This window comes from Micromonospora musae (assembly GCF_003626545.1).
GTDB classification, from domain to species: Bacteria; Actinomycetota; Actinomycetes; order Mycobacteriales; family Micromonosporaceae; genus Micromonospora; species Micromonospora musae.
This window is the reverse complement of sequence record NZ_RAZS01000001.1, coordinates 258,142-270,760: the sequence shown is the minus strand read 5'-3', so window position 1 is coordinate 270,760 and position 12,619 is coordinate 258,142. Positions and strand designations below refer to the sequence as shown.

Below are 12,619 nucleotides of genomic sequence, written 5' to 3'. Positions count from 1 at the left end.
TTGCGTCAGGTTCCCCGCGATTCCTGACGCAAAGCTCTTGATCAACACCGACAGGGGTGGGGTCAGAGGTTGAGGGCGGTGGCGATCTCTGTGCGGAGGTGGGTGATTGCCTGCTGGGCGCGGGTGCGGGCGGCGGGGACGTCGCCGCCGGTGACCGGCTCCACCACCTCCAGGTACGCCTTCAGCTTCGGCTCGGTACCGGAGGGACGGATCACCACCCGCGCCGTGGCGGTACGCAGGATCACCACGTCCGCCTCGGGGAGCAGGTCCTCGGCCGTGTCGACCGGCTGCCCGAGCAGCGCCGTCGGCGTGGCCGCCCTGATCCGGGCCATCGCGTCGGCGATCTGCCGCAGATCGTCCACCCGCACCGAGAGCTGGTCGGTGTGGTGCACCCCGAACTCGGCGGCCAGCTCGTCGAGCCGGTCGGTCAGGGAGCGCCCCTGCGCCTTCAGCCCGGCGGCCAGTTCGGCGACGGTCAGCGCGGCGCTGATCCCGTCCTTGTCGCGGACGAGTTCCGGCGCGACGCAGTAGCCGAGCGCCTCCTCGTACCCGAAGACCAGCGGCTCCGTACCGCCGCCCGCCCGGACGATCCACTTGAACCCGGTCAGCGTCTCGTCGTACGGCAGTCCGCGCGCGGCGCACATCGCCCGCAGCAGTGACGACGACACGATCGTGGTGGCGTAGAGCCCCTTGACCCCGCGCCGCATCAGGTGGTCGGCGAGGAGTACCCCCACCTCGTCACCGCGGAGCATCCGCCAGCCGGATCCGCCGTCGCGTACCGCCACCGCGCAGCGGTCCGCGTCCGGGTCGTTGGCGATGGCGAGGTCCGCGTCGGTCGCGTTCGCGAGCCCCACGAGCAGGTCCACCGCGCCCGGCTCCTCCGGGTTGGGGAAGGAGACGGTGGGGAACTCCGGATCCGGTTCGGCCTGCTCCGGCACGATCCCCGGCACCGGGAAGCCGGCCCGGGCGAAGGCCGCGGTCAGGACGGCCGCACCCACCCCGTGCAGCGGGGTGTACGCCACGGCGAGGTCCCGGGAGCCGTCCGGCGCGATCACCGACGCGACCTGTTGCACGTAGGAGGCGACCAGGTCGTCGCCGAGCACCTGACCGGGCGGGCCGAGCGGCACCTCGGTCAGCGGGCCGACGGCCCGGATGGCGGCCTCGATCCCGGCGTCGGCGGGCGGCACGATCTGCGCGCCAGCGCCGAGCGCCCCGCCCAGCTGCGCGCCGAGGTAGACCTTGTAGCCGTTGTCCTGCGGCGGATTGTGACTGGCGGTGACCATCACCCCGGCCACCGCGTCGAGCCGGCGCACCGCGTACGCGAGCACGGGGGTCGGTAGCGGGCGGGGCAGCAGCAGCGCGGGCCGTCCCGCCCCGGTGGCGATCCGGGCGGTGCGTTCGGCGAACTCCCGGGAGCCGTGCCGGGCGTCGTACCCGATCACCAGCGGACCGGTGCCGCCCTGGGCGGCGAGCCAGCCGACCAGCCCGGCAGCGGCCTGGGTGACCACCGCGAGGTTCATCCCGTTCGGCCCGGCCCGCAGCGGCCCACGCAGGCCCGCGGTGCCGAAGGTCAACGGACCGGAGAACCGGTCGGCGAGGTCCGGAGCGCTTCCCGGCAACCGGTCGAGGACCGCCTGTAGCTCCGTCCGGCTCGCCGGATCCGGGTCGTCGTCGAGCCAGCGCCGCGCTTGCTCGCGAATGTCATCGATGTCAGTGGTCTCCGCCGGCATGCCTCTTGATAGCACGCCGGCGGAGCACCGCCGACACTTCCCTCCGGCTCAGCCGGTCACGCCACTGCCGCCGTAGCCCAGCTCAGCTGGCGTCGGTGAGCTTGAAGGTCCGTACCATCTCGTCGAAGATCGGCTTGCTCTCCGTGAACCGGCTGTCGGTCGCGGTCAGGTAGAACGAGTAGATCTTCCCGTCGCTGACCACGCCGCGCCACACACCGTGCCGCATGCTGTCACCCTCGCCGCAGGTGTACTCGAACTCGGCGGCCGGCTTCCCGGCCAGCTCCTGGTCCGTCATCTCGATCTGGCTGTACGGCTTGGCACAGCTCTTCGCCGACTTGAGCCCGTTCGCGGCGATCTCGGCCCAGCGCATCGAGCTGTCGCCGCCGAACTTCTCGGTGAGGACCCGGACCTTGCGCCCGCTGTCCTCGGGGTCGATGTAGTCGATGTAGACGCCGCCGGTCGCCTTCTTCCAGCCCTTCGGCACCATCACCTGGACACCCCGGGCGGCGTGCTCCTGCATCTCGACCCCCGGTCCGGCAGGTGCCGTTGCGGTCGGCTGGGCCTGCGGAGCGTTCGGAGTCTCGTCGTCGCCACCGGTGGCGACGACGATCACCAGAATCAGCAGCACCACGGCGAGGCCGCCGGCCGCGGCCAGCTGGACGTTGCGCGGCCACCCCTTGACCGTACGGACCAGCTCGGCGCCCATCCGGCGGACCCGGTCGCCCAGGTTCCCGCCCTCCTGGGGCGGGTTGCCGGGCGAGGTCCACGCCTGGCCGGTGCCCGGCACCGACCACTGGCCGCCGCCGTAGGTGCCACCCATCCGCTGGGTCGCCTCGGGAGCGGTCGTGTAGGGGACCGCCTGGGTGGCGTCGGGCCGGACGCCCCAGGTCACCGGCTGGGTCGCGTCGGGCTGGGCGGTCACCCGCTGGGTGGCGTCCGGGCCTCCGTAGGTACGACCGGCGGTCGGCAGGCCCGGGCCGGGCATCGCCCCGGTGGGCGTGTGCAGCGGCCCCGCCAGCGCGTCGGCGCTGGTCTCGTCGAGGGCTCCCACCCCCGGGGCGGTGGTCGGCTGCGGCCGCTCACCTCGGCGCAGCGCGGCCAGCCGGTCGGTCAGCGACTCCTCGGGGGCGAGCATGGCCCGGCCGCCGATCTGGGCGTTCGGCTTCGGCTCCGGCTGGATCGCCGGCGGGGGCGTGACCGGCCGCTGCAGCGGCACCACCGAGTACGGGTCGGTCATCGAGTGCACGGCGGCGGCGTTGTTGCTCAGCGCCCCGGCCAGCAGTTCGCGGAGCATGGCCCGGGCGCCGTGCACGTCCAGCCGGCGCGCCGGGTCCTTCTCCAGCAGGCCCATCAGCACCCCGGTCAGCGGGCCGCTGCGCTGCGGCGGGGCGGGCGGGTCCTCGACCACCGCGTGCATGGTCTCGATCGGGTCGCCCTTGTCGAACGGCGGGCGCCCCTCGACGGCCGTGTAGAGCGTCACGCCGAGCGAGAAGAGGTCACTGGGTGGGCCGAAATCCTGGCCCATGGCCCGCTCGGGAGAGATGAAGTGCGGTGAGCCGAGCACCATGCCGGGCGTGGTGAGCTGCACGTCGGTGGGCATCCGGGCCACGCCGAAGTCGGTGAGCACGCAGCGGCCGTCGGTGCAGATCAGCACGTTGGCCGGCTTGACGTCGCGGTGCAGCACACCGATGGCGTGCGCCACCTCCAGCGCGCCGAGCAGCGCGATTCCGATCTTGGCGACGACGCGGGGCGCGACCGGCCCGTCCTCGATCACCATGTCGGCGAGGCTGCGGGCGTCCAGCAGCTCCATCACGATCCACGGGCGGCCACTCTCGGTGACCACGTCGTAGACCTGCACGACTGCGGGGTGTTGGATCGCGGCGGCCGCGCGGGCCTCACGGAGGGTGCGTTCGTACATGGCGTCGCGGTCGCTGGGGGCCAACCCCGGGGGGAGGACGACCTCCTTCACCGCGACGTCGCGGCGCAGCAGGGTGTCTGTCGCGCGCCAGACCGTACCCATGCCGCCGTTGCCCACCGCGGAGCGCAGCTCGTAGCGACCACCGATGGTGGTGCCGGGTGCCGCGCGTCCGCTGGGGGGACTGACAGGTCCGCCGCTCCAGGTCGGGATCTGAGTCACAGAAAAGCCACCGGGGGATATCGAGGGGGCTGGGACACAACCTCCCTATCTTGCTTGTTCCGACGCCCGATGCGAAAGCCGACGCTCGGACGTTTATCGAAGTCAACGGTACGTACCCGGCCGTTCACGTCCGGTCGAACTTCCGGGACTCGGTGTGCGTGCTCCCTCACCCCCGGCCGTCGTGGCTCCTACCATCCGGTGATGAGCCAACGGCGGTCGAGCGAGTCCGGCTTTCCGATCGAGGACGTCTACCGCTCCGGCGACCTTCCGGAGGAGCTGGACTCCCGGCTCGGCGACCCGGGCGAGTTCCCGTACACGCGCGGGGTCCATCCGACCATGTACACGTCGCGCCCGTGGACCATGCGCCAGTACGCCGGCTTCGGTACCGCCACCGAGTCCAACGCCCGTTACCACCAGTTGATGCGGGCCGGCACGACGGGCCTCTCCGTCGCCTTCGACCTGCCGACCCAGATGGGGTACGACTCCGACGACCCGATCGCGCACGGTGAGGTCGGCAAGGTCGGGGTGGCGATCGACTCCATCGAGGACATGCGGCTGCTCTTCGCCGGCATTCCACTGGACCGGGTCTCCACCTCGATGACCATCAACGCGCCTGGCTCGGTGCTCCTGCTGCTCTACCAGCTGGTCGCCGAGGAGAACGGCGTCGCGGGGTCGGCGTTGAACGGGACCATCCAGAACGACATCCTCAAGGAGTACATCGCCCGGGGGACCTACATCTTCCCGCCGAAGCCCTCGCTGCGGCTGGTGGCCGACACGTTCGGCTACTGCCGCAGCGAGGTGCCGAGGTGGAACACCATCTCCATTTCCGGCTACCACATGGCGGAGGCCGGCGCGAGCCCCGTGCAGGAGATCGCGTTCACCCTGGCGAACGGCGTGGAGTACGTGCGCGCCGCGCTCGCGGCGGGGCTGGCGGTCGACGACTTCGCGCCCCGGCTCTCGTTCTTCTTCGTGGCCCGTACGACCCTGCTGGAGGAGGTGGCGAAGTTCCGCGCCGCCCGGCGGATCTGGGCCCGGCTCATGCGCGACGAGTTCGGGGCGAGCAATCCGAAGTCGATGATGCTGCGCTTCCACACCCAGACCGCGGGGGTGCAGCTCACCGCCCAGCAGCCGGAGGTGAACCTGGTCCGGGTCGCGGTGCAGGGGTTGGCCGCGGTGCTCGGCGGCACCCAGTCGCTGCACACCAACAGCTTCGACGAGGCCATCGCGCTGCCGACGGAGAAGGCCGCCCGGCTCGCGCTGCGGACCCAGCAGGTGCTGGCGTACGAGACGGACCTGACCGCCACCGTCGACCCGTTCGCCGGCTCGTACGTCGTCGAGGCGATGACCGCGGAGGTGGAGGCGGCGGCGACGGAGCTGATGGCGCGGGTCTTCGAGCACGGCTCGGCGGTGGAGGCGATCGAGGCCGGGTTCCAGAAGCGGGAGATCGAGCAGTCCGCCTACCGGATCGCGCAGGAGATCGACTCGGGTGAGCGGGTGGTGGTCGGACTCAACCGGTTCGCCGTCGACGAGGAGGAGCCGTACGAGCCGCTGCGGGTCGATCCGGCGATCGAGTCGGCGCAGGCCGGGCGGCTGGCCGAGCTGCGGCGCACGCGCGACGCCGGGACGGTGCGGCGGACCCTCGCCGAGCTGCGTGCGGCGGCCGCCGGCACGGAGAACGTGCTGTATCCGATGCGGGAGGCGCTGCGCGCCCGGGCCACGGTGGGCGAGGTCTGCGCGACCCTGCGCGAGGTGTGGGGGCAGTACCGGCCCAGCGACCGGTTCTGACCGTCCCGCCGACCGCCGCCGGCAGCCGCGCACCGTCCGGTCGGCTGTCGCGTTTTAGCTGGTCAGGCGCTATTTCGCAGCGTTCGCGCAGCGCTAGAGTCGGGGTAGGCGCATCCCGTCGCCGGCCCCCGGGCACGGTACGCGCGACGCCGTCGTACGTCGCGGGGCGACGCTGCCCCATCCCCGCGTGGTGTGTGCCCGCGGGGTTTGCGGGTACCCCGGCCGGGTGAACGGAACGGACACCGTGTGCGCTTCCGGTGCGCGGGCACATGTGAGCGTCTGTCCGGCTCGTTGCGGAGAGTGGTCGGCTAATTGGCGGAGTGTATGTTCATCAAGCTGACTAATGCGACAATTCGCAACGAAGGCCCTGAGTGCCAGTGCTCGATCTCGTGACCGTGGATCGGTTACGCGTTGTAGGAGGTGATGCGGCAGATGGCAGCGTCCGAACGCGATCTACCTGCTGTGCCGCTGACTTCCGAGCGCTCCCAGCAGGGCATTCGTGACTCTGCGCGTTCCGATCACTACCGGAACGAGGTTGCGCAGCGTCACCGGCGGAGGTCTAGGCTGTCTGCTGTTCATGATGATCCATCCATCACTAACGAACGAGATTTCGACGTGACGAGTGCGTTGACGCTGCCCACTGGCAGCCAGCTGGCGTCGTCCTGGCCGGAGACGCCATCCGGGTCCCAACCCCTGCCGTTCGAGCTGGACGATCTGCTCGCCCTTCGCGTACCCGGCCTCATCGCGACCCGCCGTCACATCCACGCCCACCCGGAGCTCTCCGGGCAGGAGTTCGACACCGCGGCGCTGATCGCCCGGGAACTCACGATGGCCGGCCTCAACCCGCGGCTGCTGCCCAAGGGCAACGGGGTGATCTGCGACATCGACGGTCGCCCCGACGGCCCGGTGGTCGCGCTCCGCGCCGACATCGACGCGCTGCCGCTGACCGACGTCAAGGACGTGCCGTACCACTCCACCGTGGACGGCGTCTGCCACGCGTGCGGCCACGACGTGCACACGACGATCATGCTCGGCGTCGGGATGCTGCTCGGCCAGCTCGCCGAGCGTGGCGCGCTCAACGGCCGGGTCAGGCTGATCTTCCAGCCGGCCGAGGAGATCCTGCCCTGCGGTTCCCTCGAGGTCATCGAGGCCGGGGGCCTGGACGACGTGGTGCAGATCTTCGCGCTGCACTGCGACCCCAACCTGCCGGTCGGCCGGATCGGCCTGCGGGTCGGTCCGATCACCGCGGCCGCCGACAACGTCACCGTCCGGCTCACCGGGCCGGGCGGGCACACCGCGCGTCCGCACCTGACCGTCGACCTGGTCGACGCGCTCGGCCGGCTCATCACCGAGGTGCCCGCCCTGGTCAGCCGGCGCGTGCCGGCCAACAGCGGGCTGCTGCTGGTCTTCGGCCACGCCTCGGCCGGCACCCGCTACAACGTCATCCCGTCCGAGGCGTGCGCGGCCGGCACCCTGCGGGTGATGGACCGCGACACCTGGGAACTCGCGCCGAAGATCGTCGGCCAGGTGGTCCGGGACGTGGTCGCGCCGACCGGCGCCACTGTCGACCTGGAGTACCTCCGCGGCCGGCCGCCGGTCAGCAACGACGCCAAGGCGATCCAGATCCTCACCGCCGCCACCAGCGCGGCCCTCGGCTCCGAGGGGGTCGCGGAGACCCCGCAGAGCATGGGCGGCGAGGACTTCTCCTGGTACCTGGAGTACGTCCCCGGCGCGCTGGCCCGGCTCGGCGTCGGCCGGTCCGGACCCAACGTCGACCTGCACCGCGCGTCGTTCGACGTGGACGAGCGGGCGATCCCCGTCGGCATCCGGGTCATGGTGCAGACCGCGTTGCGGGCACTGGAGGCTGCGCCCCGCTGACCTGCGGGGGCTGCGGCCCGACGCCCGGCGGAGGGGCCGCGCCGACCGGCGCCGCCGGCGGGTTCCGCCGCCGGCGGCGACGCAGCAGCACGAGCAGCACCGCCAGCGGTACGCCGAGCACGACCAGCCACGGCAGCAGCGCGCCGAGCACGGTCAGCAGGAGGGTCATCGAGGCCAGGAAGACCTTCCAACCGCCGCTCAGCCCGACCGTGAAGCCCAGCTCGGTCTCCTCGTCCGCCGTGCTCACGTCCGGCCCGAGCAGCGTCAGCGTGATGGTGGAGAGCGCCGTCAGGTCGGCCAGCCGGCGCTTCTTCGCCTCCAACGAGGCGAGGTCCGCCTCCCGCTTCGCCAGCTCGCCCTCCAGCGACACCAGGTCGCTGATCGTGGTGGCCCGGGCCAGCAGCTTCCGGCCGCTCTCCACCCGGGCGCGCTGGGTGCTGATCCGCGCGTCCAGGTCGATGGTCTCCTCGGTGACGTCCTCGGTGCGGATCTCCCGCCGCTCCTGCCGGCCCAGCCCGGCCAGCTCGTCGACGATCCCGGTGAACCGCGCCGCCGGGACCCGCAGGCTCAACTCGGCCCGGGCGTCGGCGTCGACACTGGTCCGCTGGTCGCCGCCGACGAAGCCGCCGGCCGCGGTGACCGCCGCGACGGCGGAGCGCGCCGCCGCGTCCACATCGTCGACCCGGACCAGCATCGTTCCGGTGTAGATGATGGAGCGCTGCTCCACCTGGAGGTTCGGCGCTCCCGTACCGGCTGCGGCGGGACCACCCGCACCCGCCTGGTCCGGCGCGACCGCCGGCCCCTGCTCCGCCGTCCCCGCACCGGCCGCCGAGGTGGCCTCGTCGCTTCCACCGGACGCGCTGCAACCGCCCGCCGCGAGGGCCGCCACCAGCGCCGCGACCAGCACCACCCGACGCCGCCTGTCCCGTAGGTCCATCTCAGCTCTCCTCCGCTCGCCCGACGGCCGATAGCTCGGACGCGGCGCGTCAGTACGCCGGTTCCGGCAGACTGCGCTGAGGACGTCACGATTCGATAATCGAGGAGTCACGATGCAGCTCACCAAGTACGCCCACTCCTGCCTGCGGGTGGAGCACGACGGGGGAGTGCTCGTCATCGACCCCGGCGGCTTCAGCGATCCCGCGGCGCTGGACGGGGCGGACGCGGTGCTGATCACCCACGAGCACCCGGACCACCTGAACCTCCAGGCGATCACCGCCCAGCTCGACCGGCGGCCCTTCCCGGTGCACGGGCCGGCTTCGCTCTCCGCGCCGCTCGGCGACGCGGCCGAGGTGTTGCGGCCGGTCCGGCCGGGCGAGTCGTTCACCGCCGCCGGGGTGGCCGTCCGCGCCTACGGCGGGCAGCACGCCGTGATCCACCCGGACATCCCGGTGGTGGAGAACCTGGGATACCTGATCAACGACGTGGTCTACCACCCCGGGGACGCCCTGGTGGTACCGGACCTCCCGGTCGACACGCTCTTCGCGCCGATCCACGCCCCCTGGTCGAAGTTCTCCGAGGTGGTCGACTTCATCCGGGCGGTCGCGCCCCGCCGCGTCTACGCCCTGCACGACGCGCTGCTCAACGAGAACGGCTTCGGCGTGCTCGACCGGCAGTACACGGCCCTCTCCCGGACGGACTACCGGCGGCTGGAACCGGGCACCCGGCTGGACGCCTGAGCCGATGCCCGGCCCCCCGCCCGAGCTCGTCCAGCAGCTCTACCGCACGCCGCCGGACCGGTTCGTCGCGGCTCGGGACGCCGCCGCGGCGGAGGCGCGCCGGGCGGGTGACCCGGCGACCGCCCGTCAGATCGCCCGACTGCGCCGCCCCACGGTGGCCGCCTGGCTGGTGAACCTGCTCGCCATCCGCCGACCCGAGCTGGTCGCCGACCTCGCGCAGCTCGCCGAGGCGCTGCGCTCGGCGCAACGGGAGCTGCGTGGCCCCCGGCTACGGGAACTCTCCGCGCAGCGACGGGCGGTGGTCGGCGCGCTCCTCGCCGAGGTCCGCAAGCTGGCCGCCGAGGAGCCCGGCGCCCCGTCGACCGGGAAGCTGCCCCTGACCGAGGTGGAGGCGACGCTCAACGCAGCGCTCTCCGACACCGAGGTCGCCGAGCAGGTACGCGCCGGCCGACTGCTCCGGGCGGCCAGCTACGCCGGCTTCGGTGAGGTGCCCCGCCCGCAGCTGCGCCTGGTGACCGGCGGCGAGGACGAGGAGGAGGAGCAGCGGCGGCAGGAGGCCGGCCGAGCCCCCGCCCAGCGGACACCGGGCGGGCGGGCGGCCGAGCGGGCCGCGGAACGCGCCGAGCGGGAGGCGCGCGCCGAACGGGCCCGGCGACGTCGGGCGTTGGACCGTGAGCTGGCGAAGGCCCGTGCCGACCAGGAGCGGGCCGAGGCGGAGCTGGCCGCCGCGGCGGAGGTCGCGCAGGACGGCGACGCCGCCCTCGGCGAGATCGAGACCGAACTGGCCGAGCTGGAGCGGCGGCGGGCGGTCGCCGAGCAGGAGCTGAGCCGGGCCAAGCTGGCCCGCCGTGGGGCGGAGCGGGCGCTCAGCGCGGCCCGGCGGCGCACCGGTGAGGTGGAGGCGGCCGTGGAGGCGCTCGATGCCGAGGAGGGGGATTCCGGCCCGGGCGCCGGCGAGGCAGACTGACGCCGATGGACTTCGATGTGGTGCGGGCGGGGCGGGCCGGTTCCGACGCGCGCGGGGCGGCCCGATGACGCCGGAGCAGATCGCCGCGACCAGCAAACCCCTGGTGCTCGTCCTGGGCGACGCCTACAGCCGCTGCCCGGTCACCTTGCGTCGGGCCCGGCTGCTCGGCATCTCCGGCTGGGCCTTCTACGTCACCGGCCGGGCCGGAGCGCTCGGCGACGTACGCGCCGAGACGGTCGCCGCCGTGCTCGGCTTCCTCGCCCCCGACGCGGTGGCGGACGGCTGGGACGGGGCCGCGCGCACGGTCCGGCCCTCCGAAGTGGCCGCCGCGACACTCGCCGAGTGCTGCCGGTGGGGTACGCAGCACCTGGACGACCTTCCCCGGATCGACCGGCTCGTCGGGCTGCTCGAACGGGCGGTGCACGCCGCGGACGCCAGCGGCATGCCGCTCTTCGCCGCCGGACGCGCGATGCCGGTGCCGAACCGCAACGCCGGCGCCCGCGCCGCGGTGGCGCTGCGTCTGCTCCGCGAGTACTTCACCGGCGCGCACCTGCTCGCCGTGCGGGCCAGTGGGATGACCCCGCTGGAGGCGGTGCTCGCCGGGCCGGAGGGGGAGGCGGGCGCGATGGCGTGTGGCTGGCCGCCGCCGTACCCGCCGGTGGGTCCGCTGGTCCGGCGTCGGCTCTGGGCCGAGGCGGTGACCCACCGGCTGGCCGCACCGGCGTTCGCGGCGCTCGGGCCGGTCGACGGCGCCGAGCTGGTGGAGCTGCTGCGCGCCGCCCGGGCGCACCTCGGCCCGGCGACCCGCTCCCAGCCCGCCGCCTGAGTCGGAAAATGGGCGGCGCGACGCTGCGCCGCCTGTCAGGATCGGCCGCGTGACGCTCCCCGCCGGTTGGACCGCCCGCCGCCCCACCGCCGACGACGTACCGGCGATCCTGAAGGTGGTGCACGCCGCCGACGTCTTCGCCGTCGGCTACCCCGACTTCGACGCCGAGGACGTCCGGGACGCGCTGACCGCCCCCTTCGTCGACCCGGCCCGGGACTCCTGGCTGGTCACCGATCCGGACGGCACGGTGACGGCGTGGGCGATCCTGAGCAACCCGACCGGCGTGGGCCGCGAGTGGGTGGACGTCCTCGTGGACCCCGACCGTGGGGCCGACCTGCGGGCCCCGCTGCTGGCACGGCTGCTCGACCGGGTCGCCGAGCGGGCGGCCGAGCGGGGCCTGCCCCACCTCACCGCCCGCACCGGGGTCTTCGCCCCGGAGACCCGCTGGGCCGGCGAGCTGGTCGAGGCCGGCTTCACCCGGATCAAGCGGTACGTCCGGATGACCCGCTCCCTCGCCGATCTCTCCGCCGAACCGGCGCCCCCGCCCGGGGTGACCGTCCGTCCGCTGGTCGCCGACGACGAGGCCGACCTGCGCCTGTTCCACCGGATCTTCGACACCGCGTTCCGGGACACCCCGGACTACGAGCCCGTCGGTTTCGCGCAGTGGCGCGAGCAGCTGCCGTCGTACGGCAAGGTCTGGGACGAGTGGTTCGTCGCCGAGGTCGACGGCGTGCCGGCCGGCGCCCTCCAATCCTCCGACCAGGCCCTGGAACAGGAGATGGGCTGGGTGCGCACGCTGTCGGTGCTGCCCGCGTACCGGCGGCGCGGGGTGGGGGCGGCGCTGCTGCGCCGGGCGTTCGCGGTCTACGCCGGCAAGGGTCGTACCGCGGCCGGGCTGGGGGTCGACCTGGCCAACCCGACCACCCCGGTGACCCTCTACCAGTCCGTGGGGCTGCGCGAGGTGCGCTGGACCGACATGTACGAGCGGACGGTCGCCGCCACGGGTGTGTGATAGGCGACCCGGGCCGGGGCCGCCGTGCGACCGGGGACCGGCCCGGAGGAGACTGCAGGCGTGCGAACGTTACGCCGAGGCGGTGCCGGTGGGGCGAGACCGCAAATCGGAGACGTAGTCGTCCGGCGCGCCCGCCTTCTCCGCGGCGTTCACGATCTCCGACAGGTACCACGAGGTCGGCAGTCCACCCTCGTAGCCGTCGAAGACGTAGATCCACGCGGTCAGGTCGCCGTCGAGGGTCGAGACGCGGACGTGCAGCTTGCGGTACGTGCCGGAGGTGACGCCCTCGATCTCGTCGAGCTGAGCGGCGTCGTACGGGTGGATGTCGTAGAGCGCCACGAAGACCCGGTCGCCGGGGGACTCGACGAGGGTGCTGACCGCGCCCTCCCAGCCGATGACGTCCTCGCCGGCGAAGGTCAGCCGCCAGCCCTCGAGCCAGCCGGTGCCCACCATCGGCGAGTGCGGGCAGTAGGCACGCATTCGACCGGGGTCGAGGTTTGAGCCGTAGGCGGCGTGAAGACGCACGGCGATGACGATAGCCCGGCGGACGGGTGGGGGAGAATACGACGGTGCGTGTCGGACGCGTTCAGGAGAAGAAAGTCACTGTG

General features: G+C 73.1%; 10 protein-coding genes. 6 read left to right on the top strand and 4 right to left on the bottom strand.

What is annotated here, in order from left to right:
• Positions 1-62: 62 nt before the first annotated feature.
• Both D7147_RS01265 and D7147_RS01260 read right to left on the bottom strand, forming a co-directional pair.
• On the bottom strand, positions 63-1,730 hold the full coding sequence (locus tag D7147_RS01265; RefSeq protein WP_120673387.1) for a phospho-sugar mutase: 1,668 nt from the start codon (positions 1,728-1,730) through the stop codon (positions 63-65).
• A gap of 82 nt (positions 1,731-1,812) precedes the next feature.
• Complete coding sequence (locus tag D7147_RS01260; RefSeq protein ID WP_120673386.1) at positions 1,813-3,867, bottom strand: serine/threonine-protein kinase; 2,055 nt, start codon at positions 3,865-3,867, stop codon at positions 1,813-1,815.
• A 201-nt stretch (positions 3,868-4,068) separates the two neighbouring features.
• On the opposite strand from D7147_RS01260, the gene D7147_RS01255 reads away from it, so the two are divergent.
• Together D7147_RS01255 and D7147_RS01250 are read left to right on the top strand one after the other, a co-directional pair.
• Positions 4,069-5,652, top strand: coding sequence for an acyl-CoA mutase large subunit family protein (locus tag D7147_RS01255; RefSeq protein ID WP_120673385.1), 1,584 nt, complete (start codon positions 4,069-4,071; stop codon positions 5,650-5,652).
• A 615-nt stretch (positions 5,653-6,267) separates the two neighbouring features.
• Positions 6,268-7,530 carry an amidohydrolase gene (locus D7147_RS01250; protein WP_120673384.1) on the top strand — a complete coding sequence of 421 codons (1,263 nt, stop codon included), beginning with the start codon at positions 6,268-6,270 and terminating at the stop codon, positions 7,528-7,530.
• Here D7147_RS01250 and D7147_RS01245 read toward each other — a convergent pair.
• On the bottom strand, positions 7,484-8,467 hold the full coding sequence (locus tag D7147_RS01245) for a DUF4349 domain-containing protein (RefSeq protein WP_120673383.1): 984 nt from the start codon (positions 8,465-8,467) through the stop codon (positions 7,484-7,486). The two genes, D7147_RS01250 and D7147_RS01245, sit on opposite strands and share 47 nt — an antisense overlap.
• A gap of 112 nt (positions 8,468-8,579) precedes the next feature.
• On the opposite strand from D7147_RS01245, the gene D7147_RS01240 reads away from it, so the two are divergent.
• The 4 genes from D7147_RS01240 (at position 8,580) to D7147_RS01225 (ending at position 12,011) form a co-directional block, all read left to right on the top strand.
• On the top strand, positions 8,580-9,206 hold the full coding sequence (locus D7147_RS01240; RefSeq protein WP_120673382.1) for an MBL fold metallo-hydrolase: 627 nt from the start codon (positions 8,580-8,582) through the stop codon (positions 9,204-9,206).
• A gap of 4 nt (positions 9,207-9,210) precedes the next feature.
• The gene (locus D7147_RS01235) at positions 9,211-10,173 is read left to right on the top strand and encodes a hypothetical protein (protein WP_120673381.1); all 963 of its coding nucleotides are present in this window, start codon (positions 9,211-9,213) and stop codon (positions 10,171-10,173) included.
• Between the two features lie 64 nt (positions 10,174-10,237).
• Positions 10,238-10,999, top strand: a complete 762-nt coding sequence (locus tag D7147_RS01230; protein WP_120673380.1) for an SCO6745 family protein — start codon at positions 10,238-10,240, stop codon at positions 10,997-10,999.
• Positions 11,000-11,048: 49 nt separating this feature from the next.
• A complete protein-coding gene (locus tag D7147_RS01225) occupies positions 11,049-12,011 on the top strand; it encodes a GNAT family N-acetyltransferase (RefSeq protein ID WP_120673379.1) in 963 nt (320 codons plus the stop codon).
• A gap of 69 nt (positions 12,012-12,080) precedes the next feature.
• Here the strand turns inward: D7147_RS01225 and D7147_RS01220 are convergent, their stop codons facing one another.
• Positions 12,081-12,536 carry a gamma-glutamylcyclotransferase gene (locus D7147_RS01220; RefSeq protein WP_120673378.1) on the bottom strand — a complete coding sequence of 152 codons (456 nt, stop codon included), beginning with the start codon at positions 12,534-12,536 and terminating at the stop codon, positions 12,081-12,083.
• Positions 12,537-12,619: the final 83 nt, after the last annotated feature.